A 25,370-nucleotide genomic window follows, 5' to 3' on the forward strand; every position below is an offset into this window, starting at 1 on the left:
AACAGTATAATAAGTTTTTTCTTTTTGTTTTTGAAAACGGAAGATCTCTGCTTTGGCCAGGGCTATATTGCGTTTGCTTCCCAGAAATTCGATATGCGTTGAACCGATGCTCGATATCAGCACATAGTCGGGTCGGGCAATTTCTGCCAGGCCCAGAATCTCTCCTTTTTTACGCATGGCCATTTCCACCACAATAAAATCACAATCCAGAGATGAGTTGAGCAGGGTTAGAGGCACACCGATCTCGTTATTTTCATTTTCTTTGGTTTTATGAACCTTATAACGGGTGCGAAGCACCGCTGTTATCATGTCCTTAACCGTTGTTTTACCAGCGCTGCCTGTTACCCCGATAACTTTGGCCTTGATCTTGTTTTGGCGATAATAAGCGGTATATCGGGCCAGGTCCACATCCAGCACCTTGGCCGCACCTTTTGCCAATACTTCTTTAATAAACGCGTGGCCGTCAAAATTTTCGCCTTTGACAGGGATAAAAATATCACCCGGCTGTATAGTTCTGCTATCTATAGAAAATTTCATGGATAAGCTGCTTTCAAATATTTTTCCGCAATTTCGAAATCATCAAAATGAATTTTTTTGTCTCCAATTATCTGATAATTTTCATGTCCTTTACCGGCTATTATTATAATATCATTTTTTTCGGCCATACTGACAGCGGTTTGTATGGCTTTTTCTCTGTCTTCAATAACAACGGCTTTTTTATGTTTGATGCCGGTCAAAATTTCTTTGATGATTATTTTAGGGTCTTCATGCCGGGGGTTATCTGTAGTAACAATCATTGTGTCGGCGTAATCCTCGACTGCTTTGCCCATAAGCGGACGTTTGGTCTTGTCTCTGTTGCCGCCCGCGCCGAAAACCACTATCAGTTTGTCTTTGGTCAGCGCTCTGGCTGTTTTGAGAATATTCAAAAGTCCGTCGGGCGTATGTGCATAATCCACGATGACCTGAAAAGGAGCGTTGGAAGATACAGGTTCAAAACGACCCTTAGGCGGCTGGGCTTTGGCCAAGGCTTTTTTTATAACTTTTTCCGGCACTTTTAGAATTTTGGTAATCGCATAGGCTGCCTTCATATTGTCCTGATTAAATTTGCCCTGCAACAAGGTTGGAAAATCTATTTTTATTTTTTTATAATCTTTAGGATAAATAGTTGGACCGGGTAGTTTGAGAAAACCAAATTTGCTTTGCACATAACTTTTGAAATCCTTATGATAATCAAGATGGTCTCTGGTAATATTGGTCAGACATTTAACAGCGAAAGGCAGCCCGGCTATTCTTTTTTCAACTACACCTATAGAAGAAACCTCCATTATCAGGTATTTTTCATTTTTTTCGATCATTTTTCTGGCCAAAGCCAGAATGTCAAAAATTTCAGGTGTGGTCAGGTTGCAGTTGATAGTGCCCAGTATCTGACACTTTTGTCCATATTCTTCCAGAATTTGTTGCACAAGATAAGTTGTGGTGGTTTTTCCGTTTGTTCCGGTCACGCCGATTATTTTTATTTTGCCTATATCGATGCCCCAGAGATTTAGCAGGTACTTATAAACCTCTTCTTTTTTTAATTTTATGATTTTTGAGGTTGTAAAAATCAGCTTGCTATCTATATAATCAGAGCCTTTACCTATGGCCAAAAAAGTGTCTTTGGCCTTTATTTTTCGAGTATCATAATGTATCATATTAATTGATTATAATTTTATTTACGAAGGATTGACAATAGCTACAGGGGTATGTGAGGTATTCTCTTTGACTGAAAAACAATTGGAAAACAAAGAAAACGTAAGCACAAAAGAAATATTTGCAGAGTATAAAAAGACTCTGGACCCCAAATTAAAAGATGTTATATTAACCAAACATTATAATTTGGTCATTTATATAGCGCGCAGGTTTCTGGGTAAAGGAGAGACTCTGGATGATCTGGTGCAGGTAGGCGTCTTGGGCATGCTCAAAGCTCTGGACAATTATGACCCTTCCTTTAACGCTGAGTTTGCTACCTATGCCATGCCTATGATAGTTGGCGAAATCAAACATTACTTTCGCGACCATGCCCGTCTTGTTAAATTGCCCAGGAGATTACATGAACTGAATGCTCAAATAAAAAAACTGGTTTTTGAGTTCCATCAGAACCAGGATAAATCGCCGACCATTGCGGAAATCGCCAAGACTCTGAGCGCTTCCGAAGAAGAGGTTATCGAAGCTATGGAAGCGGGTGAGGTGACCAAGGCTTTAAGCCTGGACGCGCCTTCGTTTGTGTCCGAGCGTAGCGGAGAAGTTGTGGCCAGTTCTAAATCTTCTTTACTGGACTCGCTGGGCGTGGAGCATATGGAAAGCAAGATTATAGACAGGGAAACCCTGAAGTTCGGTATAGCTAATATATTAAACCGGCGCGAGCAGCGTATTATTTATATGCGTTACTACGACAATCTTTCCCAGCAGGAAATTGCCGAATATCTGCAACTATCACAGATGCATGTATCCAGAATCCTACAACACTCTATAGACAAGCTGAAAAAGTTTATAAAAAAAGAAGTAAAGTAGCTACCCGGATTTTATTATTTCGCCTCATCCGGCACTTCGTGCCACCTTTCTCCGTATGCGGAGAAAGGATTACAGCGGGGCAGATACCTTTTTTAACAGAACAATATGTTGTAGAGGCCTTCTCCACTTGTGGAGAGGGCTGTCCGAAGGACTGGGTGAGGCGGAGTTTTAGTTTAGTTAATTTCCAAAAGTATCATAGTCACGTCGTCATTCAGGGAAGTTTTGTCCGTAAAAGTTTTGATTTCATCCATTATCTTCTGGAAGAGGTTTTCTCCAGATAACCAGATGTTTTGCTTGATTAGTTCAATAAGCCTTTGTGTCCCCAGCATTTCATCCTTGCTGTTTTTGGCTTCATTCAGACCGTCGGTGTAGAGAAAGATTTTATCTCCCTTTTCCAGTGTTACTTCTTTTTCCTCGAATTCCGGACTGTTGAACATTCCCAGAAAAACGCCTTCTGTTTCCAGCGACACTATTTCGCCGTTCTTGCGGAAAAGCAAAGGGGAATTATGCCCGGCCTTGGAAAAAACCAGTTTGTTATTAACAATGTCCAGCATGGCCACAAAAGCCGTAACAAAATTTATGGCACTGCCTTCTGTGTATTCTATGAGTTTTTTGTTGGCTACCTGCATGATTTTTTTCGGCGAATATTTTTTTTGATAGAGGTCTTCTAATGTATTTTTGGCCAGTATCATGACCAGGGCTGAAGCCACACCGTGCCCGGAAACATCGCCTATGGCGAAATTCAGGGTTTCGTCTTTTTTGTTTTTTAAATGTATTATACCTTTAGTTTCATTTTCTACTTTATCCAGGCGGTTGGAGATATTTTTTTGCAGGATAAAGAAATCTCCTCCGATTTTTTCAGCGGGAAAACATACTGCGGAAAGCTGATAATTTTTATGCTGAATTTTATTGGCAATCAGCAGGCCTGATTGTATCCTTCGGGCCATGTCCAGGTCACGGGTATTTTTAAGCTCATTACGTTTGATGTTCTTCAGGGTTTCAGCCATTTCTTTTTTGTAGAATTCCTGCTTTTTGTAGAACTGAAAAACAACATAACCGGATATGCCTGAAATGATAAGCAGAAGTATGATTATTATGGCGATCAACATTAAATGAACCCCCTAGTTTAAATTTATGATAACATAATAATAGAGGATGAGTGAATAAGAAGTGAAAAGTGAATCGTGAAAGGTGTGAATGACTTCGCTTCGCTCAGTGCTCGGTCGCCACGCCATAGCTCACGCAACGGCGGGCTGGTTTGGGCTCGGAGCTTTGGAGAGAGGTAAGAGATAAGTGTTAAGAGGTAAGTTAATGCACAAGCATCAAAAAGCTTTTATTCAGTTGGAACTGCTGATTTATTTTTTATTAGCGGGATTTTTAATACCATTTATCTTCAATTTTGTCTGGCAGGAATTAAAAACAAACAAATATAAAGCTGAAATTTATGAAACCAGTCAACAACTGGTTTTTGTGCAGGACTATCTGCAAAATCTCTGTGCAAAGTCATTGGAGGTAATGGTGCAGGGAGATACTTTGCAAATTCAAACCAGCGAAAATGTTTATGAAACAGGACTGAAAAATCAGGCAATATATGTAAAACAAAAAGCATATCGTTATCTCACTACAGATCCGGTAGCCATTTTGGATTTAAAAGTCAATCAACTTCGACCGGGAATGGTTGACATGCAAATCAGGGACAAGCGCAGGACTTATGATATCTATTTATGGTTTTGACATGAAGTTGTTAATCTATTTCGTATTTTAATGGCGCAGACAGATCGTAGTTGTTTAATATATTTACAAAAGAAGCATAGGGCATAGGGATTTTTTTACCCGGATACCGGGAGGCCAGCGATTCAAGTGTATTATTTATTTCTTTTATTGTTGTGTCTAAATCTTTTTTAGATTTGCATTTTGCAAGTTTATCTGCAAATAATGGCAAATCCCGGTGCAGAATATTGTTTACCGGTTCCATAAATTTGTTAAATGATATTCCCGTAGTTACATCGTTATTAATTGATTCCTGGAGACAATTATCAAAAATATTTTCAATAGTTTTACCGATAAGGAATTTGAGATTTTTTTTCTGATTTTTTTCTGTAAATTCTTTTGGCTCACCCATTTGCTGTATATAAACAGCGGCCAGAGCGCACCAGTTTATAGCCCTTGTTCTTAAATCAGCAAGGAAGGGATCATCCTGATATAAGATACAACCGGCTAACCGTCCGTTTTTTTTAACCCATTCTTTAGCCCTGTCATATTTCGGGTGATTGAATTCAGCTAGATTTTCCTGATATGTTCTTTCTGTGTTCCAGTGAGAATCGGGATGCGGCAGACTTATTAATAAAGGCAGGAATTGCCGGTCGGTAGAGATAATGAATTTTAAAATGGACCATTCATTTAATATCTCAACATTTTGACCGAACAAATCATTATATGTGAGAATGCATTTACTCAGGTTTATAGTCGCATTTTCAGATGCATCCGCTTCAGGAACGGTCAGAATTTTGCTGAGACCGGAAATCAATTCAGCTAAAATATCGTTATTTTTTATGAGCGGCTGTTGCTGCGTGGGGATTATTAGGTTATGTTTTTTCGCCGAACAATCCGTATTGCCGGATGTTGCGGGGGTTAAAGATGAATTAATAGCGTAAGCTAAAGCGCTGATCATATTTACCTCAATTATTATTATCGTTGGGAATATGGAGAAAATTCAGAAATTTTTGCATAAATTCTCTATTCCTGAGCTCCTAATTTCAACAAAATAGCCTCAACTTCTTTCATATTGTTTTCTCTTGCCATTTTCAAAGCATTTTTGTTGTAATCTTTTGATTTTGCATGTATATCGATATTCTTGAATTTTAATAATTTTTTAGCAATTTCCATTCGCCTATGTCTGCAAGCATGCAATAGAGCTGTATAGCCATCCTCGTCTTGCACATTAATATTTGTATTTTTTATCTCTAACAATTTTTTAACAATTTCTGTACGTCCCCAATGAGAAGCCCAAATTAGGGCTGTTCGATTACCTCTAGCTTTAATGTTGACATCAATTTTTTTATTCTTTAGCAATTCTTTTACAATTTCAATATTGCCATTAAGGGAAGCCCATATTAATGCTGTCATATTCTCAAAATCCTGCACATTAACATCAATATCCCTTGTTTTTAGCAATTCTATGACCACGTCTGTATGTCCTAATCTCGCAGCGCTGGTTATAGCATAATTTTTATCAAACCTGCTTTGTCCGTTAACATCTGCGCCCGCCTGCAGTAGCTTGATAATGGCAAAACTATATTTATGTACTGCATTTATTAATTCATTGGACAGGAATCCGGGTTTTTTTATGGTATAAAGGGATTTTCTGGTGAAACCCAATTTCTCCAGGTCTCTGATAAGATTCTTTAAAACAGCATCCTTATTGCTTTGACTGAGCCTGGTTATACAGTTCCAGATGGAAATTCTGGCGCTTTGCTGTTCGTCAGACTTGCGCAGTTTTTTAGCTTCAGGCCTGGAGTTTTTTGCCAAAAAAGACAAATCGTTTGCATTACCTGTGATTTTGATTTCGGACAGCAGGACCCTTAACATTTTATTATTGTCGGCCGGGTCTAATTTCAAAAATTCTTCCAGTATTTTCCAACCGTCATCACTTTCAAAAATATTAATACCTTCGGCAAGCTCCCTGAATGCGGTCTGAATTATTCCCGGGATTTTTGATTTAATAATATCAGCTATGATTTTATGTTTTTGCATAATAAACCATCAAATTATCGGAAGAAAAGCAGGGAAAATTCAGTGTTTATTTTTTACAGAGAGGAAAGCCCATAGCCTCTCGTTGCGCCAGATACCCGGCAGCGCATTTTTTGGCCAGGTTGCGGATGCGCCCTATATACTGGGTACGCTCGGATACGCTTATGGCACCACGCGCGTCCAGCAGGTTAAAGGTATGCGAGCATTTCAAACAGTAGTCATAAGCGGGCAGGACCAACTCTTTATCAAGGCAGTTTAGAGATTCTTTCTCAAAAAGGTTGAAGAGTTCGGAAAGCATTTTGATATCCGCGACTTCAAAGTTGTATCTGCTTTGTTCTTTTTCGTTTTGCAGGTACACATCGCCGTACTTGATACCTTTTACCCATTCAATGTCATAAACCGATTCCACTTTCTGGATATACATTACCAGACGTTCCAGCCCATAAGTAATTTCCACGGAAACAGGCTTCAGTTCTATCCCTCCTGCCTGCTGGAAATAGGTGAACTGGGTGATTTCCATACCGTCCAGCCACACTTCCCAGCCCACTCCGGCAGCTCCTAACGTAGGTGATTCCCAATTGTCTTCCACAAAACGCAGGTCATGTTCTTTGCATTTAATGCCGATTTCTTCCAGGCTTTGCCTGTAAAGCTCCTGTACATCCAGCGGTGAAGGTTTCAGAATAACCTGAAACTGAAAATAATGCTGCAAGCGATTGGGGTTTTCGCCATAGCGTCCGTCAGTAGGGCGGCGTGAGGGTTCTACATAGGCCACATTAAAGGGTTCCGGGCCCAATACGCGCAAAAAGGTTGCCGGGTTCATAGTACCCGCGCCTTTTTCCATGTCGTAAGGCTGCTGAATAATACACCCCTGATTTGCCCAGAAGGATTGCAGTTTAAGAATTACGTCCTGAAAGTTCATATAGAAAGATTAACAAAAAATCAACAAATAGGCAATGCAAGAGCTATTTGCCAGATCACATAATATACTACGAACGTCTGATGATAATTTTTCTGATTAATTCATTCAGTGCGTTATTGAACTCCTCAAGTATTTCCTGGCGTTGTTTGATAGCTTCCGGAAAACCGGCTTTCTTCTCATTGGAATAACGAAATTCTCTGTCTATTATACCTTGCAAACTTTCAGAGATTTTCAGCTCAGATGTCAACTGCTGTAAGCTAAAAACGAAACGTGCCTCAACTCCCATTTTCATGTAATCTGTTTGATTATAAATAGTTTTTTCTGCTTCCAATGCTTTATCCAATCGTTCTTTGTGACCAAGCTGATCAATCATAACTTTGTTAAAATCATCAGAAATAATATTATCAATTTGGTCCGCAATATATCTTTTCAAATATTGGACCTTATCTATTAACGGCTCAACCTGATTACCTATAGTATCGTCATAATTTGTTTTGCCAAGTATCAAGCCTTTGAAATCATATAAACTGTTTTCCAGGTTGCGTAAAATATCCGCGGATTTAACTCCAAACGACTGAATGTCTTGAAGATCAATAAAAACAGTATCACCGTAATTTAATCTTGCGAAAATATTTTCAACCTGACTGATTATTTTATTGAACATAGTTCCCTCCTTAACTAACTTTACAAAGAATATATCGTACGGATTTTTTGTTTTTCCCATTTTTTTGCGGCAATTTTGTTGAAATTTTATTTTAATGCTTACGAAATATTGAAAGATATAAGCTGCTGCATAACCAAGATGTCATCCCCGACTTGATCGGGGATCCAGTATCACACCAAATTCTGGATTCCCGCTTTTGCGGGAATGACAGTTTATGTCAAGAGCTTAATATTTCAAGAAAAGAGGGCTCTATGTATAAAACAAAGATTATTGCTTATGTAAACGCTGCGAAAAAAGCCGAGGCTATTGTAACGACATATGAGTCTTTACGCGGTTCGGTAGACTCACTGGAAGTATTGCGTTTATTACCTCTGGATATCTCTATGAACCTGATATCCCTGAACAGAATAATCAATACCGATCCTTACAATCATAATATGGCCATGATCAAAGGTGAGGACTGGAACGTACCAGAGACCTATGTCATGAGCTGTCGCAAATCACCATGGGGCAGATTGATTTTTTCCGGTGCTGATTTCATCTTACAAAAGCTTTTTCGTTCTCCGATAACTGAGGGTGAAGTGCAGCTGGCGAAAGAAACAGCACTCACACAGAACCAATTTTTCCCAGAAGCTATGTGGCGTATGGTGCTGGACAAATATAACGGAAGAATTCCCATTGATATTTATATGCCCCCGCTAGGAACAGTACTACTACCACATGAGCCCGTATTCCGGGTAGAAGGCCCGGGTGAACTCGCCGCTCATTTTGAGCCGGCTTTGATCCCTATATTTTATCCGATGCTGGTGGCCACGCATTTTTACCAACTCAATGATCATGCATCATCAATGTTTTTTTTACAGTCACTACGCAGTTCGGTTAATCCTTTAATGGACATAATGATCAACCATGCTGCTTTGCCAGCCGGACACGACTGGGCTTCCAATAACGCGGCTGCCGCGCTTTTTGAGGATATCTGGTCTTCAGGAACAGTGGCGCACAGGTTGATGAGCTTTTTAATGTCCAAATACGCTGCTCTGGGATCGCTTGATCCGGAACTGGATGCATACAGACATATAGCCAAGGCCATGCCTAAACCCATGTTTCTTGTAGATCTGGTAGATACTATACGCTGTGGAGTACCAAAAGCCATACAGGCCATAAAAGAATCTATGATCGCAGGCAAAGCAGAAGATTTTCACTGCATTCGTCTGGACAGCGGCGACATGAAAGAGCTGACCATAGCTACGTTGAAAATCCTTCAAGAAAATGGACTTAACCACGTCAGACTGGCTATTTCCGAAAGTGTGGAAGTAAAGATGAAACATGAAATTATCAATTTGGTTAAAGAGGCTGGATTTGATCCTTCCAGAGTGGGCTTTGGGGCTGGTGGAGCTGTAGCCTGGAAAAATAAAACACGTGATGATGCCAGCGCTGTTTATAAGGAAGTGGAAGCTGGCAATCAGGCTGTTTTAAAGTTAAGCAATGCCATCGGCAAAATGTCTTTGGCCGGGAAACCTGAAATTTACAGAAATTATGAGGCTAAAAATGGCATACAGTCTATAACCGGTCAGGTTGGTGAGTGCTTGCCCGGTTATTATCCAATAATGATTAAAGCAGTACATCAGGGACATTATCAATATTCAGAGACAAATTCTGATCAAGCAGTAAAAGAACGTGTAAAAGATCAATGGGAATCACTCACACAGCAAAAGATAGAAAAATCTACAAAGACCAGGTTTCTTGCCTGGAGCTTTGTTTCTTTGCATGCCCCACATTTACTGAGAGAATTTGAGAAAAATTATTAGAGGAGAATGCCTGATATGAATTATAAAATTATAGCGCAAAGAATTAAAGTTGGTTTCGGGTGTATAGATGTTACACCGACTTTTATGGATTTTTGTAAAGGTATACCTGTCCAGGAATTGCCTGTACCGAATGGTGAATCTATAGTTCCTTTAATAAATCTGCTGGTACGACTTCCCTGGAATTTTTCATTTGCTTCTCTGGACTGGCATCCCTGGAAACCGTTATTCCCGCAAGACCATATTTCATTTGCCAGTCGTCATAAGGTAGAGCCGTTCAGCGAAGTGCCAACATCTTATGGCCCCCAAGTAGCCTGGCCTCGTCACGGAATGGCCGGAACGCCGTGGGCACAGCTTCATCCCGGTATAAATGATGTGTATTTTGATATGATTTTACGTAAAGGTAAGGAAATTGATCTGGAATCATATTCCGCTTTTATGTATACAAACCGTAAAACAACAGGTTTGGGCGAAATGATTAAAGCCCGCGGGGTAAATCTCATGATTTTCGCGGGTTTGGCCTTTGATTATTGTGTTAAATATAATGCGCTGGACTCTGTTCTCAAATTCGGATTTGAAACCTGGGTTGTGCTGGATGCATGTCGCAGCACAGGTATTCCTGAAGGTTCACATGAACAAGCAATAGCCGAGATGGTTGATGCCGGAATACGTATGGTTCTTATGGATGACGTAATAAAACTTTTTCAAAGCATCAGACCTCCGGAGATGGAACAATTGAATATGGGCAAGAATTACAAATATAGCAATGTAGCAATATGAGACACAAAGTTGTAAGTTTTACGGAGCCATATCTGGCCAGTCTGGAACAGTTTAATCCGGTTGTCGGTAATCCTGAATATAATGCTGTTCGAATGATCAACAAGATGGTAATGGCCGCGGCCCAGGGCGCGAAAGTAACTATATTCCCGGAACTGGCTTTAAACGGCTATCATGCTCAGGATCTTTTCTTTAACGAAATGATCATGGATAGAACTGAAGAAGCCATAGAAATGCTGCGTTATGCGGCACGACAGTTGAATATCGGGTTTATAACATCTGTTGCCTGTCGAAATCCCGAACAATATAAAGGAGAAAAATATCTGGTAAACAGGCTTATGATTTATATTCCCGAAGAGAAGATAGATTTTACGCGCAACAAAACAACCCTGCCTGATTATCAGGAATTCAGAGAATATCGTTATTGGGAAATAGGTGATCCGGCAGATATTCGTCCGGTTGCACTTAAAAATATCAGCTTAGGCGCGTTAATCTGTGAGGAATCATGGAACAATCCCGCTGCCTTTCCTGATCCCAGAGAGCGCTTATACAGACATGACCCGGTTGAAATTATTCATAGCCAGACACCGTTAAATGTAAATATTAATACCTCTGCCTCTCCCGATTGGCTGGGAAAAGACCGGATACGTCATAACATGCAGTCTGTGGTAGCAAGAACCTATAAGACCCCGCAGATATTTTTGAACCTAGTTTGCGGACAGGATGAGTTATTATTTATGGGCAAGAGCTTTGTAATGAACAGCCGGGGAGAAATGGTCGCGGAAATGAAGGTCGGCAAGGAAGATACGCTGCTGCTGGATCTGAAGAATATAAATAATATGCAACCTTTAAACATTGATATTTCCAAACCGCAATCCGAAGATGAACTTATGGAACACCTGGACAAGATGTTCAGGTTATATCTGCGCGACTACTTTTATAAAAGCGGATTGGGAAAATTTGAACAGGAAACTGATCTGGATATCAATCCTTATTGGTTTATGGATCATCAAAAAGCCGAACGGATTATAAGACCATACAAAGATCGTCCCGTATTACAGCCCGAAGTTGTTATCGGATTATCCGGTGGAGTGGATTCCTCTTTGGTAGCAACAATCTGCGCCAGACATCTGGGGCCAAAAAATGTTAAGGGTATTATTATGACTTATCGAGAAAATGAATACACCCAGCCTGAATCTATAACTTTGGCTAAAGAATTGTCCGGTAACCTGGGTATTGAAACCGTGGAAATCCCGGTTTATGAAAATACTATTAAATTTTATCAGCCATATATCGGTTTCGAAGAAGGAGACCTGACCCATCAGAATATGCAGGCGCGATTGAGAATGATTATTGCCTGGGCTGTAGGTAACAAGGAAAACAGGGTAGTAATGAACACTACCAATTTTACCGAAGCTGCCTTAGGCTACGGTACTATCGGCGGCGATCTGCTCGGGCTTCCCCTGATAGCTTCTTTGCCCAAGACTCTCGTGCGACGTTACGCTGACTGGCTTTCTAAACAAATGTCATCTATGTCCAGAGAAATGATCTGGCGCAAACCCAGCGCGGAACTTGCTCCTGATCAATTTGATGAAAATGAGCTGGGAGAATATGATGTCATAGACCCGATCCTGGAATCGTTAAGGATAAGCAGGGGTAATATTAAAGATGCCTTGAAACGTTTTTATCCAGTTAATGGCAATACTGAAGAAAAAAAATTATTTATTGATCATTTCAAGTTTTTAGCTGCAAAATTACTAAAAGGAACAGAATTCAAACGTAATTATTATAACCGTACACCGCAGTTTACTTCTTTTGCCTGGCTACGCTGGATATGGCCCATGGCCAATGGACATTTCGATATCGACAGGTACATTCAAGAAGCTGTAAACGAATTGACCTAACCTCACCCCGGCCTGACAGCCGAGACCCCACCTGCCTTGCGACGTCCTCAGTCAGTTATGTCACCCCGGATTTAATCCGGGGTCCAGTATTTACAAGGCATACAGAAAGGCTGGATCCTCTGGTCAAGCCAGAGGATGACATCTTCGGACAGCCCGATAAGCTATAAATGTTTTTTGATTTTTTTATTTCCCTGAGATTTTTTCAGAAAACGTCGATATATTTATTAAAGGCAGATTATTCAGGAAGGAAGGTTAAACATGGCGACAACGATTTCAACCCAACCTCTTCACAAAACAAATTTCGCGACTGCCACTGTAGCGAAATCTGATATTCAAAAAAATATTGATATTCAAAAAAATCTTGCCATGTTCGGGCTTTTACAGCTATCGGAAAATACCAAAGGCAAGGGTCAGTGGGATGGAAATCTGGCCAGTGCTTTCGGCAGGATGGCAATTAATATTTATGCAAGACAAAGCGGCACAACCAAAGAAAATTTTGCCGAATCCTTAAAAACCGATTGTTTCCTTGTGTCCGGTCTGAGCGGACAGGAAGCTAAAGATTTTTCTTTTTTAAAAGGTATAATGTTAAAATTAATGAATTACAGGGAGCTGACCCCGTCTGAAAAAACAACGATTAAAGATACTTGGCAAAAATATAATATCTATAAAGACCCCGACTCCAAACTTCGTACTGATGACGTGCAAAAAGTAATGTTAACCGTGATTCATAAAAAAAGTAAGCCTGTTCTTCCGGGGAAAAGTGTAGAACACAAACCATTATTTGACATACAGAAAAAGACGGCCGAATTGTACGCCCTGATGAGTACTAACAGATTTGAAGCAAAGACCGGGCTAAAAGGAGATGCCGAAGATGTGGAAGTAGCCCGAATTAATAAAACCTACACAGCGCACGAACTTAGAGAACTGTCCAAGATCAGGGAAGAATTGATAACACTGAAAAATGTAGTTCATGAGCTGACCAGAGCGCCGGAAAGCATATCTATGCAAAGGCTGGAACCTGGTTCCCCCAGCTATTATTTAGGTAAATTTGATCAGAAGTATGGTAGAAATCATGAAATAGTAAAAAGGAGAATCGCTTCATTAATAGCCGCTGCTTATGGAGATTTGAACCAAAAGAAAAATGTTTCGCTGGCAGAAGTGGCTTTTTATCTTAATAAGCCGGGATTAAGGGATAAAGATATTCTTAGAGTTTTTATTAAACAAATCGAAAGCGTATTGGAAACCAATAAAGTTTTTTTTAACAAGTATATCAATAAGGAAAACAACCACAGTAAATATGCCGCTATATTGCTTGATCAATCCGGGAAAAATTATTATTTCGGAGTAGACAGACTGGCATTCAAAGCGAACTCCAAAAACGCGGCTGTTATCAGAAATATTAATAGAGAAGCCCTTATGGATAATGTACGCGAATATGTTCCCAATGAAAGAGTTTATCTGGGAAAAAAACATTATGTTTGCGCGGATTTCGCAAAAGCAGCTAATGGTAATCCGGCTGCGAATTATACAGAAAACGTTGACGGAAAGTTGAAAGCCGTGATTAATAAGCTGGAAGACAATATGCCCGGAGTAATAATCGGAGCGAACTCAATGTTCCCCAGCGGCTCAAAACATGTGGGAGTTTTATTGCAGAAACGTGACGGTTCTCCGATAGTATTTCATTTTTGGGGTGGAGCAGGCATGCATAACAATTGGCGTGGAATAGTTTCCGCGAATGAGCCTGGTAAATTCGCTGTAAACGGCGATGTGAGGCTCAAAGCCAGAATTGAAGACCAGATCGGACTGGAAAGAATAGCTTCAGGCACAACGAATAGAGATGTTATGATTGCCTCCTCTCGTACCTATAGAAGACATAAGTAACTATTTTTATTATTCCAGTTTTCATATAGTAATTTAATTTTGAGTTTCGACCTGAAGACAAACAGCAAGGCTTTTTACAAAGCTCAAATTATCTAGAATATTATTGAAAAAGCTATCATAAACGTAATAATAAAAATAGCTGATAAAGCAATAATAAAAATGTTATCGGCAAGTTTTTCATATTTAATAGCGATAATTTCCTTTTCCGAACGAATTGATAAAAAAGATAATAAACTTGCTGCGGCCAGTAAAACACATACGATTTCCGTTATTTCATCCAGATAAGTGGCTTCATTTATTTTTGTTATTTTTAGCGATGTCAAAACCACCAGGCAAAAACCCAACAGGTTGGAGGAAGTGCTTAAAATATGTTGTGAACTAAATCTTGCCATTATTTTTCTTTAGCATAAATTGCCAAAAAAATGGTAACACTTAGAGAAATGGCAGTCAATTATTAAACGAGGTATAATTTGTCAACAACCGAGAGTTACTTGTCCGCCTTCGTCTGCGACTACACCGCGACAGTCAACTTGGGAACATAGAGCTACAGTGAATTTTGTACGCGTAATCCGGTTATTAGTCCTGCAATTGAGTAAGGGTTTCCAAAGGGAACGATACCCTTTGGTCCGGCGAAGCTTAAAGAGCGAAGACGGAGGGGGTTCAGCGAACGCAGTGAGCGCCGAAGGGGGCGAAGCCCCATTGGAAAACACTAGTTATAAGTGTCGATGGAGCCCCCGGGCAGAATTGAACTGCCGACCTCCACCTTACCATGGTGATGCTCTACCAACTGAGCTACAGGGGCCTACTATCAAACTTGATCTATTATATCAAAAACCAACTGAGTCCCGAAATTGCCGAAATCTTTGATTTTCTGCAATTTCGAGGATCCTCGAGAAATAACGTCATCGCTAGAGGCGAGGACTATTTCTCGGGACTACAGGGGCTTATCTCTATACGTTAAACGATATTATACAATGAACAGGATTTTTTGATAATTCATTTTCGTAAGAAAGTATAAAGTGAATCGTGAATAGTGAATAGTGAAGCGTGAAGAGTAAATTTCAAGTCAATGGTGTCATACTGAGCTGGTCACTACCTTTCTACCTCATCTCTACGATTCAACAAATGCTCAACTAAACAAAAAACTCCCTCCGACATCTCCATTTTCCGAAAATCACGTTTTACGTTATAATGAATAATAATGTTCAATATCACGCCGTCAACCAAGCTGGATAAATACATAATTCAGCTTCGCAAAGCTATCTCAGACCCGCTGGATATCAGACAACTCCTGCTTTATCTGATTACCAATATTTCCAAAGAACTGCATTTGGAAAATATTTCCTTTCTTTTGCACAATAAAGACGCTGAAGAATATGAACTCAAGGAATCTATAAAACTTAACAAAAGTTATCTGACTATCAAAGAAAACAGTGCTCTGGTCCAGTATTTCCATAACAAACGAGACCTGATTTTTTTATCACGCATCAAAAATTATATTTTCAAACTGGAAAAAAAATCACAAATCAAAAAAGCTAACCTCGATCTCTTAAAAGAACTGGCTAAAGATATGGACGGGCTTCAAGCCGAGCTGGCTGTACCGTTTTTTAGAGACAACTATTTGCTGGGCATACTTTGTATCGGGCAGAAAAAGTTTAACAAAAAAATAACCCGCGGTGACCTTTCTTTCGTGCTCACCATTTCCAATGAGTTCGCCAACATGATCCATTCCGCGGTTATGTATGAGGAACTGAAAAATAAAGAAAAAGAAATCACCTCTTTGTACGAGGTGGGCAAAGTTATCAGTTCGCTTTTCGATTTCAAAAAAACCTTTGATGTGATTGTGCGCAATACCTCAATTCTTTTAAAAGCGCCCAAGATTTTAATCCTGCTTTATGATGATTTCGAAGCCAAGTTTGTTATCAAGAAATCATTCGGATTTACAGATTTTCAGCTTTCCAAAATTGAGGAAACAGTACGTTTCAAGGAATGTACACAAACATTATCAGGCTCTTCGGACGGAATTCTGATGAAAAACAAAGAAGAAAATATTCACTATGAACAATCCATTTTGCTGGATCTTGGCATTAATTCAATTATTTCCATTCCTTTGTTTGATGAGGACCTCAAAATTATCGGTGAGCTTAGAATTATGCGTCCGGTTAATCAGAAACCTTTTAACGAAAGGGACAAGGAAATCTCTACCAACCTTTCCAACAATATCATGGTAGCTCTGTCCAATTCCAAACGTTATCAGAAATCAGAAGAGAACCTCATTGAGTTATCCACTGTTTATAATATTACCAAGTCGCTGACCTCGGAATTTGAACTGGATAAAATCCAGAAAAAAGTCTGCTCCATTTTTACGGATGTGCTGAATTTTCAGCGCGCCATACTTTATCTATACGCCAAAGGCAATTTGCTCGTGCCGCAAAGCGCCAGCGGCTGGGATGAGGAATTATACAAAAACCTGAATCTGGATATTTCCAAGACCTGGGAAGGCAAAGCCCTGATAGAAGGCCGTATTTTTCAGGTAACTCCCACAAGTTCCGACGGTTATGACCGGACATCGATTTCAGCTCTGGGCCTGGTCAATTTTGTGGTAATACCGCTGCTTATTCAGAATAAAAAACCGATCGGCGTTATGGTCATTGATACAGGCAAGGAAACCCAGGGGAAAAGCAAGATTAACCTGAGACTGCTTACGGCTATAGCCAATCAGTCAGCGATAATTATAGAAAACGCCCGTTTGTATAAAGAAAGCGAAGAACTTAATGAACAGCTCAAAAAAGAACAGGCCAGGACTGCCAAAGAACTGCAAATAGCCCGCTATATCCAGCAAGCGCTTTTATCTTCCAAATTTCCAGAAAACAAAGCGCTGGCAATTTTCGGCACAAACATTCCGTGTCGTGCGGTTGGTGGAGATTTTTATCACTTTATAGCGCATGACGAGAAAAATCTGGGCATCGTCATCGGGGACGTTTCGGGCAAAGGTATTCCCGCGGCACTGCTTATGACCATGACCAACAGTCTGTTTTCGGAATTCGGTAAACGTTTCGATTCCCCGGAAGTGATTATGCAGAACACCAATACCTCCCTGCAGAGTTACCTCAGCAAATCGCCGATTTTTTATGTTACGGCTTTTTACGGTCTGATCAATATGGACAGCAATCTTCTTAAATATTGTAAAGCCGGACATAATCCTCCTATTCTTTACAGGGCCGGCACTGAGGAAATTATTTATCTGGATAGTGAGGGCACCTATCTGGGAACTTTTGATGACGGCGGATTTATAGAAAAAAATATTCTGGTCAGTAACGGAGATAAACTTATTCTGTATACGGACGGCATAACCGAAGTAAAAAATACCAAGAAACAATTATTTTCCAAGGAACGGTTAGCTCATCTTATCAAAACCAACAGCACTCTGCCCGCTGAAAAATTAACCAAACTGCTTATCAGTGAAGCGGAACGCTACGGCGATTACCGGGAGTTTGCGGATGATATTACTCTGGTTATAGTGGACTTTAAGGAGCTTAATCCCTTCAAGGAAACGACTTTGTATAAATTGAATTATAAAATAAAAAACAAACTGCCCAACATCAAAAAAACAATAAAAGAATTATTAACTAAATTAGAGGCTTTAGAAATTAACAAAAAGGTTTATAATTATATCAGGCTCTGTATATCCGAAAGTTTATTGAATGCTTATGAACACGGCAATAAACAGGACCCGAAAAAAAATATAGAGATTAAAGGGATTATTACCAATCGTAAAGTAGAAGTTAAGATTACTGATGAGGGCAAGGGGTTTGAGTCAGGGAAGTTGAATTACTGCGATAACCAGATCGATACGACAAACCGGGGAAGGGGAATACTGATAATAAAAACATTTATGGATGAAGTCCGGTTTAATGAAACTGGTAATGAAATTACTTTAATTAAATATATTTGAAAAGGAGTGCATCATGAGAAAAGTTTCAACTGAGAAAAAAGGAAATGCCGTGGTTTTAAACGTAGAAGGGGATATAGAGTTTGATGATTCCATTCAGCTCAATGAAACTTTTAACAATATTATAAAAAAAGAATCGCCCAAGATAGTGCTCAATTTAAAGGAATGTAATTACATAGACAGTTCCGGCCTGGGTTCTCTGGTGGAGGGTCTGAAGGCAACGCAAAAAGCAAATGGGGATTTAAGGCTGGCCAATCTGAATGAAGATTTCAAGGAAATTTTAATGATGACCAGAATAATTAAATATTTCCAGATTTTTGATAATGTAGATGATGCGGTAAAAAGTTTTAATTAAAAAGTAAGAATCTGTTTCCGGGGGAGAAAATTTGATAAAAACACTGGCCGAAGCTCTGGTTGAAAAGAATATTATATCTCCCAAATATTTAAGTGAGATCAGCAATAAAGTCGCTATTCAAAACGAATCTTTCGTAAATGTTCTGGTGAATAACGGGTATGTGGACGAAACCAAACTGGCACTGTTTATTGCCCAGTATCTGAACCTGCCTTTTGTGAACCTTACCAATAAAAAAACCGATAAAAGTGTTTTATATGTACTTCCTGAAAAGTTAGTCCGCGAAAAGAATATTCTGCCTCTTTTTAAAGTAACTGAGTCCCTTATTCTGGCCATGATTGATCCCATGGACTATTTAACGATTGAGGAAGTAGAGAACATTACCGGCCTCAGAGTAGAACCTGTAGTTGTTAGCCTTTCCGATTTGTCTTCTGCAATTAACAGGCTATTCGGAGCAGGGACCTCTATAAAAAATATTATAGAAAGCATAGATCAGAAATCTGTTGAATCACTGGATTTCATCGATGAAAGCGGCATATTTAAACAGCGTGAAGACCAGGGACCAGTGAATAAGCTGGCTTACCTTATAATTTCTTCGGCTATTCATGACAGGGCTTCGGATATTCATATGGAGCCCAAGCAAAATGGTATGGATGTAAGGTTTCGTCTGGACGGCGTTTTGCACAAAATCTGGACATTACCGCATAATCTGAGTTTTCCGCTAATCTCCAGTTTGAAAATTCTGGCCAAGATGGATATTGTTGAAAAGAGGCTGCCTTTAGATGGCAGTTTCAGAATTCAGTGCGACAATAGAATCATTGATATTCGCGTTTCCAGTTACCCCATGATTTATGGCGAAAAAGTAGTTTTACGTCTGCTGGACCAGGATAGCAGTATTTTTGATCTGGAAAATTTGGGCATGGCTCAGGATATGCTTGGTCAGATCAAAAGTTTTATTCATAAGAACTTTGGAATATTTCTGGTCACCGGGCCCACCGGCAGCGGCAAGACAACCACTTTATATGCCATTCTTAATCAAATCAAAAGCATAGAAAAAAATATCGTGACCATAGAAGACCCGGTCGAGTATCACATCAACCTGATAAATCAGAGCGAAATAAATAATAAAAGCGGACTTACATTTTCCAGAGGGCTGCGCTCAGTTTTGAGGCAGGACCCGGATGTAATTCTGATCGGAGAAATCCGTGACCGCGAGACAGCTGAAATTGCTTTTCAGGCTGCTCTTACCGGGCACCTGGTGTTTTCTACTCTGCATACCAACGATACTGCCTCAACCATAGCCAGGCTCATTGATATGGATATTGAACCTTATCTGATTTCATCGGTACTTCTGGGTATCCTTTCTCAACGTTTGCTGCGCAGGACCTGTAAAGACTGCCAGGATATTTATACACCGGATGAAGAAATGTTAATCTGGGGTAACATGGACCATTCCACAACCTTTCTCAAAGGCAAAGGTTGTAAACTTTGTCGCAACACAGGCTTTAAGGGCAGGGTTGGTATATTTGAACTTTTAACCATGAACGACCACTTAAAAGATTTGATTAATCATAATAAATATTCAGAACTGGAAATAAGGGCTGCTTCTTCAAAAGATAATTTTGTCTCTCTGAAGGATGACGGCCTGCAAAAAGCCAGACAACAGTTTACTACACTGGAAGAGGTTTTTCGAGTTGTTCAGTAATTTAGAACTGGCGTTTTTCTTCAAGCAGCTTCATTACCTTGTGAAACGCGGTATAAGTCTTTATCCGGCAATAGAACTGATCTACGTGGATGTTGGCAGTAAAAGTCTGAAGAAACCTTTAAAAATAATACTTAATGCCTTAAAGGAAGGCGGGAATTTTTCAGATATATTATACGAAAAAATCCATATACCGCTTTTTTTGGTTAATATCATCAAGGTTGGTGAGAACGAAGGTACTATGGAACATGCCCTTGCCAAAGCCAGCAATTACCTGGAAAGCAAGATTGAGCTCTGGAACAAAATTCAGTCCGCGCTCGCTTATCCTATTATTCTGGTTTGTCTGGGCGTGGGCATCTTAACCTGGATAATGATTGCCATTATCCCGCAATTTGAGCTTATTTATCAGCAGGCCAATGTTAAGCTGCCTTTACCCACAATTATTATTTTCAAATTACGTCATTTTTTTGCTCTTTACTGGTGGACAATCCCTCTGGTTATCGGCAGCATTATTCTGATTATAATCATGTTGCTGCGGGACAAATTAAAATATTATCTGTCCCAATATGTTTACTCTATACCGGTTATAGGCACAATCGCTTATTATTTCACGCTCATGAACTTTTTATCTAATCTGGGTTCGCTACATAGCTCCGGAATTCAGCTGGTAAAATCCATGAGCCTCACACTGGAGACAACCCAAAATCTTTATTTCAAAACCAAGCTCAAGCAAGTTCTGCCGCAGGTGATCGAAGGCAAAAAACTTTCCATTGCGTTATGGGAAACCAAGTTTTTCCCAGCCATAGTAATCAAAATGATCATGGCCGGCGAAGAAAGCTCGGAACTGGATAAAATTTTACTGCAGCTTACCGATTATTTAAACGATGAACTGGATAACCAGTTGAAAAAATTTGTTTCGCTTATAGGGCCGATTTCACTTATTATTATCGGATTTTTTGTGGCTTTTATCAGTCTGGCTTTCCTGTTGCCGCTTTTTCGCATGACCGGCGTAGTGCATAATGTCAGGTAAGGTTCCAAAAGGCTATTTACTTTTAGAAACAGTAATCGCATTATTTTTACTGTCCGTGATCATTCTTCCCTGGATCGGATTTATCAGACAAAGCAACAGCCAGCAAGTTGTTAATGATTTGCAGCAGTTTTTTGCGACCAAGAAGGTTTTTCTGCAGGTGTTGAACGGAGAAATTAACGAACCTCCTCTGCGGTCCGGCATGGAACGTTACATTATCAAGAAAATACCGCTGGATAACAATCTTTATCAGCTTCAGGTCGATCTTGTAATTAATGGAAAAATCAAATATTCACTGGTGGGGATTGCACAATGAGAAAAGGTATAACTCTACTGGAAACTTTAATCGCTTTGTTTATTTCTTCCATTCTTTTCGCAGCTCTTTTTCATCTGACGGGTTGGTCCTTCAGGGAGTCGGTGAGCACAATCAGGGATTACAAGAATCTGAGCCGGGAATTAACCGCAGTGGTTCAGTATGAAAAGAGTGTGCTTGGCGACTCTCAGCCTTCTTTGAATATCAAGGCAGTATCAGTTAATGATTCTGTAAATATGTTGGAGTTCAAAAGTCAGTCAGGTTACAAAGGAGTAATTTTTAAGTGACAAAGAAAAAAGGCTTTGTACTTTTTTATACAGTAATTTTTTTGATGGTAATTTCTATTTTGATTATGGCCGTTAACGGTATAGTACGCGTTGGCTCTGCTTCTGTTTACGAATTCATGGAACAGGACCAGAAACTGCTTATAGATTATTCGTTAAAGAAAATCGGTACCAAGCTGCAGACATCAATTACCTTGGTAAATGGGTTGGGGAAGAGTTTCAAGGTTTCGGCGGAAAAGTAAGTTCGCCCCCCGCCTTACCCAGACTTCACTTTAATTGCATTCCAGCTAACTGTCCGAAAATAATCCCTTATATGTCATTGCGAGCGAAGCGTAGCCCTCCTTCGCCTTAAGGCTACGGCGGGGCAAGCAATCTATGTTACTTTCAGTGGATTGTTTACCAGCCATAACATTGTGACAGCTGGCTTCGTCGATGCTCCTCGCAATGACAGAAAAAATATTTCCGGACAGTTTTTAAAGACACCAAGACTTGCCGGATAGAGGCGTTATGCAGCACCCATTCCTGTAAGCGAGCTATAGAAAGAGTTCATGTCTTTGTTTATATCGGTTGATGCTTGAATATTCTTAAAGAAGGTCAGATAGTTCTGGTTTTTTACATCAACGGATTTATCCATAGCAGTGATCGCGTTTGTAATATCCATAAAATCTGACAATGTAGTAAGTGTTACTTCTGAAGCATTTGTACCGGAAGAGGCACTTAATATTTTATTAGTAGCGGCCAAGAAGTTGCTTCCTGTATCGACATTAACTTCCTGCATAGCCGAAGCCTGCTTTACCCACTCCATCATCTTGCCGGAACCGCCTGTTTCCTTGGCATCAACCAAGTTGATATTATAAGCTGCTGACATGACACTGTTGAGGTTATCGGCTGACATATTGCGCAGCGAATTTAACAAAGCTGTAGGGTCTTCGGCGTTTCTGTTTTGAATGAGACTGGCCATGACATTATTCATTCCCATAATTGCCTGGTTATTTCCTGTATTTTTTATTTTTGCTGACACAGTCCCGACTTCCTTGGCCAAAGAAGAAATACCGGCTAATTGAGATTCAGAACCGAGCAAGGATTGGCTCAGGCTGGCAATACTGTTGTCAGTGGCATTACCAAAAGTTGCATTCAGTAAGCCCTGAGCGCTATACATTTTTACCTGACCTGCTGAATTTTTCGTAATGGAAGGAGTAATGTCAGTTGAGGTTCCGAAAGTAGAATTGAGAAGACCTTGAGCTGTATACAGCTTTACCTGTGCAGCCGGGTCCGAGGAAGACTCAGGGTACTCGGTTGAAGTGTCAGGTTGAAGCAAGGATTGGGTAAGATCCGCGGCAGAACCGGTTGTGTTTCTGCCGAAAGTTAGGTTTAATAAATTTGAGGAACTGTTTAGTTCGGATATATTGGTCATTGCAATCTCCTTTATCTGCGGTCAAAATAGGGGCCATAATTATTATCGGTAAAAAATGAAAAAACTTTAATTTTTTTAGAAACTTTTGGTAAATAATGTTTGTAAAATATAAAAAGGTTTTAAAAAGGAGGTTTATTATGTTTCGTAAATCAATTACAGAAAGTAATATTTTGATGCTTTTAGCTGTATCGGCGGCGGCTTTGATAATATTATGGGGGTGCGGTGGTGATACCCCAACAAAAAAATCATTCGATTATAATGATTTAAAATATCGTTTGCAGTTGACTGAAGAACAGTCTGCGAAATTTGAACCTATAATTAATCGATATGAAGAACAAACAGAGCAACTTATTATAACCGCTGATAAAAAAACTCCGGAAGAGAAATATCAGTTTATGGTAGATAATTTTAATTTGATGAAAGAAAGTTTATTGGCTGAATGCACGCCCATTTTAAGTGAGGGACAACTTAATAAATTCAAACTGATGCTGGATGGTACGATAACCAGGATACTACCAAGGAAAGTTCAGAAAGTAAAAATGAATAATAAAAGCAGTTATCGTGAAATGAATGAAGGCATGGAAGATAGCGATATGTACTGAAGCTCGCACTTTTAGAAATATTCGGAACTTTCATTACTTAAAATTGTTAAACCTATAAAGGTCGTTAATTTCAAAATATATAGAGGAGGCTAATTATGGTCATTGAAACAAATCAGGCAAGTAGTTTGGACAATAACGGCGTATCCGGCAGTAAATGGGATAATTTAATTGCGAGGGTTGATAAAAATAACGACGGTAAAATAAGTAAGGATGAATTGTCCGTGCTGTTATCTGGTACTTCCTCTACAAGTAAAACCTCCGGCTTTGAAGCAGTTTTAGCTAAAGTTTTCCAGAAAATGGACAAGGATAAGAATGGACAGGTTAGTCAGGATGAGTTTAATCAATTCTTTCAATCCGGAATAAAATCAACAGGGACAATGACTGCTGAAACTGCCAAAGTTAAAGGCGGTCATCATCATCATAAACTTGAACTTCCTTTATCTACTGACGGGACCGATACATTGTTGTCTAATACATCCAGGACAAATATGGCGAATGTAAACCTGGACCAGTTGTTTAATCAGATGGACAACGATAAGGATGGTTTTATTAACCAAACGGATTTTATAAAATTTGACCAGACACTACGAGCTCAGCTTTTTCAACATTCATCAGCTGACGCAACTTTAAACAGATTGCTTATGACCGACATAATTAATAATGAATATAATCAGGTCTCTGCCGGTGATTTAGGGGATCTGTCCGGTACGGTATAGATTATTCTTTTAATTAATATATGAAAGGAGGCTGGTTCTGAAAATTAGAAAAAATTTTTGTTTTCAGTTTGCCGAATTCAAGGAGGTTAAAAATGAAAAAAATATTAATAAGCATTATTGGGTTATTATGTGTGAGTGGAATGCTTTTGGCAACTCCTGATGATAAGGATTTTAAAGGGCCAAACAAGGCTCCTGATCAGGGAGTGAAAGCGAGAAATGAAATGCGGGAACATCAGGGTTACGATAACAAAATGTTGGGTAACTATGATCTGCATTTTTTGGCAGAGAAACTGGGTCTGTCTAAAGATCAGATAAAAGCCTTAAGAAAGGCCGGAGCTGAAACTGAAAAAGTTGTTATACCCTTGGGAATAGACAGGAAAATGGCTAATGAAGACCTGAAAGAAGCATACCTTGGTGCAACTTTGGATGAGAACAAAATTCAGCAATTACAGAATACTCTTCTGGATAACCAAAAGAAAATGTACGAAGCAATCCTGGCTGGTGTGAAGACAGCACGCGCTATTCTGACTCCGGAACAACTGAAAAAATTAAGTGAGCTGAAAAGCGAAAAGAAAAACTGGAAATCAAAAAAAGAACACAAATAGCCGGATCATAAAGAATAGATATAATTATGAGAAGAAGAAGGGAGCTTAATGCTCCTTTCTTCTTTTAGTGCGCAGACCTGTTTTTAAGCTCTTCCAGTGCTTGTTGTTTTTTCTTAACGAATTCTTGTCTTTCCTGCAGGCTGGGAGGCGAAG

The 25,370-nt window shown here is 39.6% G+C and carries 25 protein-coding genes and 1 tRNA gene; 16 read left to right on the top strand and 10 right to left on the bottom strand.

Annotated elements, in window-relative coordinates; translation table 11 throughout:
- Positions 1-537 (bottom strand): UDP-N-acetylmuramoyl-tripeptide--D-alanyl-D-alanine ligase (locus tag PHV30_05430; GenBank protein ID MDD5456458.1); only part of this gene is annotated, 537 nt, incomplete at its 3' end.
- Complete coding sequence (locus PHV30_05435; GenBank protein MDD5456459.1) at positions 534-1,691, bottom strand: UDP-N-acetylmuramoyl-L-alanyl-D-glutamate--2,6-diaminopimelate ligase; 1,158 nt, start codon at positions 1,689-1,691, stop codon at positions 534-536. The genes PHV30_05435 and PHV30_05430, both read right to left, overlap by 4 nt.
- A 67-nt stretch (positions 1,692-1,758) precedes the next feature.
- Here PHV30_05435 and PHV30_05440 point away from each other — a divergent pair, with 67 nt between their 5' ends.
- The gene (locus PHV30_05440) at positions 1,759-2,550 is read left to right on the top strand and encodes a sigma-70 family RNA polymerase sigma factor (GenBank protein MDD5456460.1); all 792 of its coding nucleotides are present in this window, start codon (positions 1,759-1,761) and stop codon (positions 2,548-2,550) included.
- Positions 2,551-2,723: 173 nt separating this feature from the next.
- On the opposite strand, the gene PHV30_05445 is transcribed toward PHV30_05440, so the two are convergent.
- Complete coding sequence (locus PHV30_05445) at positions 2,724-3,659, bottom strand: PP2C family protein-serine/threonine phosphatase (protein ID MDD5456461.1); 936 nt, start codon at positions 3,657-3,659, stop codon at positions 2,724-2,726.
- A gap of 202 nt (positions 3,660-3,861) precedes the next feature.
- Here PHV30_05445 and PHV30_05450 point away from each other — a divergent pair, with 202 nt between their 5' ends.
- Positions 3,862-4,284 carry a hypothetical protein gene (locus PHV30_05450; protein ID MDD5456462.1) on the top strand — a complete coding sequence of 141 codons (423 nt, stop codon included), beginning with the start codon at positions 3,862-3,864 and terminating at the stop codon, positions 4,282-4,284.
- Between the two features lie 10 nt (positions 4,285-4,294).
- On the opposite strand, the gene PHV30_05455 is transcribed toward PHV30_05450, so the two are convergent.
- The 4 genes from PHV30_05455 to PHV30_05470 form a co-directional block, all read right to left on the bottom strand.
- Complete coding sequence (locus tag PHV30_05455) at positions 4,295-5,221, bottom strand: hypothetical protein (protein ID MDD5456463.1); 927 nt, start codon at positions 5,219-5,221, stop codon at positions 4,295-4,297.
- A 65-nt stretch (positions 5,222-5,286) separates the two neighbouring features.
- Positions 5,287-6,303 carry an ankyrin repeat domain-containing protein gene (locus PHV30_05460; GenBank protein MDD5456464.1) on the bottom strand — a complete coding sequence of 339 codons (1,017 nt, stop codon included), beginning with the start codon at positions 6,301-6,303 and terminating at the stop codon, positions 5,287-5,289.
- 46 nt (positions 6,304-6,349) lie between these two features.
- A complete protein-coding gene (glyQ, locus tag PHV30_05465; protein MDD5456465.1) occupies positions 6,350-7,219 on the bottom strand; it encodes a glycine--tRNA ligase subunit alpha in 870 nt (289 codons plus the stop codon).
- A 67-nt stretch (positions 7,220-7,286) separates the two neighbouring features.
- On the bottom strand, positions 7,287-7,883 hold the full coding sequence (locus PHV30_05470) for a hypothetical protein (GenBank protein ID MDD5456466.1): 597 nt from the start codon (positions 7,881-7,883) through the stop codon (positions 7,287-7,289).
- 251 nt (positions 7,884-8,134) lie between these two features.
- Here PHV30_05470 and PHV30_05475 point away from each other — a divergent pair, with 251 nt between their 5' ends.
- The 4 genes from PHV30_05475 to PHV30_05490 all read left to right on the top strand — a co-directional run bounded on the left by PHV30_05475 (position 8,135) and on the right by PHV30_05490 (position 14,250).
- On the top strand, positions 8,135-9,691 hold the full coding sequence (locus PHV30_05475) for a nicotinamide phosphoribosyltransferase domain-containing protein (GenBank protein MDD5456467.1): 1,557 nt from the start codon (positions 8,135-8,137) through the stop codon (positions 9,689-9,691).
- Between the two features lie 15 nt (positions 9,692-9,706).
- Positions 9,707-10,468: an isochorismatase family protein gene (locus PHV30_05480; protein MDD5456468.1), complete on the top strand. Its 762-nt coding sequence runs from the start codon at positions 9,707-9,709 to the stop codon at positions 10,466-10,468.
- Positions 10,465-12,369 carry an NAD(+) synthase gene (gene nadE / locus PHV30_05485; GenBank protein ID MDD5456469.1) on the top strand — a complete coding sequence of 635 codons (1,905 nt, stop codon included), beginning with the start codon at positions 10,465-10,467 and terminating at the stop codon, positions 12,367-12,369. Before PHV30_05480 ends, nadE begins: the two co-directional genes overlap by 4 nt.
- Before the next feature lie 258 nt (positions 12,370-12,627).
- Positions 12,628-14,250 carry a hypothetical protein gene (locus PHV30_05490; protein MDD5456470.1) on the top strand — a complete coding sequence of 541 codons (1,623 nt, stop codon included), beginning with the start codon at positions 12,628-12,630 and terminating at the stop codon, positions 14,248-14,250.
- 92 nt (positions 14,251-14,342) lie between these two features.
- On the opposite strand, the gene PHV30_05495 is transcribed toward PHV30_05490, so the two are convergent.
- Together PHV30_05495 and PHV30_05500 are read right to left on the bottom strand one after the other, a co-directional pair.
- The gene (locus tag PHV30_05495; protein MDD5456471.1) at positions 14,343-14,642 is read right to left on the bottom strand and encodes a hypothetical protein; all 300 of its coding nucleotides are present in this window, start codon (positions 14,640-14,642) and stop codon (positions 14,343-14,345) included.
- 334 nt (positions 14,643-14,976) lie between these two features.
- Positions 14,977-15,052: transfer RNA gene (locus tag PHV30_05500), tRNA-Thr, on the bottom strand.
- Positions 15,053-15,451: 399 nt separating this feature from the next.
- Here PHV30_05500 and PHV30_05505 point away from each other — a divergent pair.
- The 7 genes from PHV30_05505 to PHV30_05535 are packed head-to-tail and all read left to right on the top strand — an operon-like array spanning position 15,452 to position 22,122.
- Complete coding sequence (locus PHV30_05505; protein MDD5456472.1) at positions 15,452-18,205, top strand: SpoIIE family protein phosphatase; 2,754 nt, start codon at positions 15,452-15,454, stop codon at positions 18,203-18,205.
- Between the two features lie 13 nt (positions 18,206-18,218).
- Positions 18,219-18,557: an STAS domain-containing protein gene (locus tag PHV30_05510; protein ID MDD5456473.1), complete on the top strand. Its 339-nt coding sequence runs from the start codon at positions 18,219-18,221 to the stop codon at positions 18,555-18,557.
- Between the two features lie 31 nt (positions 18,558-18,588).
- On the top strand, positions 18,589-20,259 hold the full coding sequence (locus PHV30_05515; protein ID MDD5456474.1) for a GspE/PulE family protein: 1,671 nt from the start codon (positions 18,589-18,591) through the stop codon (positions 20,257-20,259).
- The gene (locus PHV30_05520; GenBank protein ID MDD5456475.1) at positions 20,249-21,286 is read left to right on the top strand and encodes a type II secretion system F family protein; all 1,038 of its coding nucleotides are present in this window, start codon (positions 20,249-20,251) and stop codon (positions 21,284-21,286) included. Before PHV30_05515 ends, PHV30_05520 begins: the two co-directional genes overlap by 11 nt.
- On the top strand, positions 21,276-21,599 hold the full coding sequence (locus PHV30_05525) for a hypothetical protein (protein ID MDD5456476.1): 324 nt from the start codon (positions 21,276-21,278) through the stop codon (positions 21,597-21,599). Before PHV30_05520 ends, PHV30_05525 begins: the two co-directional genes overlap by 11 nt.
- The gene (locus PHV30_05530; GenBank protein MDD5456477.1) at positions 21,596-21,883 is read left to right on the top strand and encodes a prepilin-type N-terminal cleavage/methylation domain-containing protein; all 288 of its coding nucleotides are present in this window, start codon (positions 21,596-21,598) and stop codon (positions 21,881-21,883) included. Before PHV30_05525 ends, PHV30_05530 begins: the two co-directional genes overlap by 4 nt.
- Complete coding sequence (locus tag PHV30_05535; protein MDD5456478.1) at positions 21,880-22,122, top strand: hypothetical protein; 243 nt, start codon at positions 21,880-21,882, stop codon at positions 22,120-22,122. Before PHV30_05530 ends, PHV30_05535 begins: the two co-directional genes overlap by 4 nt.
- Before the next feature lie 263 nt (positions 22,123-22,385).
- Here the strand turns inward: PHV30_05535 and PHV30_05540 are convergent, their stop codons facing one another.
- Positions 22,386-23,294 carry a hypothetical protein gene (locus PHV30_05540; protein ID MDD5456479.1) on the bottom strand — a complete coding sequence of 303 codons (909 nt, stop codon included), beginning with the start codon at positions 23,292-23,294 and terminating at the stop codon, positions 22,386-22,388.
- Between the two features lie 137 nt (positions 23,295-23,431).
- Here PHV30_05540 and PHV30_05545 point away from each other — a divergent pair, with 137 nt between their 5' ends.
- The 3 genes from PHV30_05545 (at position 23,432) to PHV30_05555 (ending at position 25,217) form a co-directional block, all read left to right on the top strand.
- On the top strand, positions 23,432-23,896 hold the full coding sequence (locus PHV30_05545; protein ID MDD5456480.1) for a hypothetical protein: 465 nt from the start codon (positions 23,432-23,434) through the stop codon (positions 23,894-23,896).
- 95 nt (positions 23,897-23,991) lie between these two features.
- Positions 23,992-24,612, top strand: coding sequence for an EF-hand domain-containing protein (locus tag PHV30_05550; protein ID MDD5456481.1), 621 nt, complete (start codon positions 23,992-23,994; stop codon positions 24,610-24,612).
- A gap of 92 nt (positions 24,613-24,704) precedes the next feature.
- Complete coding sequence (locus PHV30_05555) at positions 24,705-25,217, top strand: Spy/CpxP family protein refolding chaperone (protein ID MDD5456482.1); 513 nt, start codon at positions 24,705-24,707, stop codon at positions 25,215-25,217.
- The last annotated feature ends 153 nt before the right edge of the window (positions 25,218-25,370 follow it).

The sequence above is a fragment of the Candidatus Margulisiibacteriota bacterium genome (assembly GCA_028715625.1).
Classification (GTDB): Bacteria; Margulisbacteria; Riflemargulisbacteria; order GWF2-35-9; family GWF2-35-9; genus JAQURL01.

Excerpts from the sequence above, each read along its gene's own strand:
- PHV30_05505 (MDD5456472.1), top strand. The coding sequence starts at position 15,452 with ATGTTCAATATCACGCCGTCAACCAAGCTGGATAAATACATAATTCAG.
- PHV30_05530 (MDD5456477.1), top strand. The coding sequence starts at position 21,596 with ATGAGAAAAGGTATAACTCTACTGGAAACTTTAATCGCTTTGTTTATT.
- PHV30_05435 (MDD5456459.1), bottom strand. The coding sequence starts at position 1,691 with ATGATACATTATGATACTCGAAAAATAAAGGCCAAAGACACTTTTTTG.
- PHV30_05450 (MDD5456462.1), top strand. The coding sequence starts at position 3,862 with ATGCACAAGCATCAAAAAGCTTTTATTCAGTTGGAACTGCTGATTTAT.
- PHV30_05480 (MDD5456468.1), top strand. The coding sequence starts at position 9,707 with ATGAATTATAAAATTATAGCGCAAAGAATTAAAGTTGGTTTCGGGTGT.
- PHV30_05470 (MDD5456466.1), bottom strand. The coding sequence starts at position 7,883 with ATGTTCAATAAAATAATCAGTCAGGTTGAAAATATTTTCGCAAGATTA.
- PHV30_05455 (MDD5456463.1), bottom strand. The coding sequence starts at position 5,221 with ATGATCAGCGCTTTAGCTTACGCTATTAATTCATCTTTAACCCCCGCA.
- PHV30_05525 (MDD5456476.1), top strand. The coding sequence starts at position 21,276 with ATGTCAGGTAAGGTTCCAAAAGGCTATTTACTTTTAGAAACAGTAATC.
- PHV30_05510 (MDD5456473.1), top strand. The coding sequence starts at position 18,219 with ATGAGAAAAGTTTCAACTGAGAAAAAAGGAAATGCCGTGGTTTTAAAC.
- PHV30_05460 (MDD5456464.1), bottom strand. The coding sequence starts at position 6,303 with ATGCAAAAACATAAAATCATAGCTGATATTATTAAATCAAAAATCCCG.
- PHV30_05555 (MDD5456482.1), top strand. The coding sequence starts at position 24,705 with ATGAAAAAAATATTAATAAGCATTATTGGGTTATTATGTGTGAGTGGA.
- nadE (MDD5456469.1), top strand. The coding sequence starts at position 10,465 with ATGAGACACAAAGTTGTAAGTTTTACGGAGCCATATCTGGCCAGTCTG.
- PHV30_05550 (MDD5456481.1), top strand. The coding sequence starts at position 23,992 with ATGGTCATTGAAACAAATCAGGCAAGTAGTTTGGACAATAACGGCGTA.
- PHV30_05475 (MDD5456467.1), top strand. The coding sequence starts at position 8,135 with ATGTATAAAACAAAGATTATTGCTTATGTAAACGCTGCGAAAAAAGCC.
- PHV30_05545 (MDD5456480.1), top strand. The coding sequence starts at position 23,432 with ATGTTTCGTAAATCAATTACAGAAAGTAATATTTTGATGCTTTTAGCT.
- PHV30_05445 (MDD5456461.1), bottom strand. The coding sequence starts at position 3,659 with ATGTTGATCGCCATAATAATCATACTTCTGCTTATCATTTCAGGCATA.
- PHV30_05540 (MDD5456479.1), bottom strand. The coding sequence starts at position 23,294 with ATGACCAATATATCCGAACTAAACAGTTCCTCAAATTTATTAAACCTA.
- PHV30_05490 (MDD5456470.1), top strand. The coding sequence starts at position 12,628 with ATGGCGACAACGATTTCAACCCAACCTCTTCACAAAACAAATTTCGCG.
- PHV30_05495 (MDD5456471.1), bottom strand. The coding sequence starts at position 14,642 with ATGGCAAGATTTAGTTCACAACATATTTTAAGCACTTCCTCCAACCTG.
- glyQ (MDD5456465.1), bottom strand. The coding sequence starts at position 7,219 with ATGAACTTTCAGGACGTAATTCTTAAACTGCAATCCTTCTGGGCAAAT.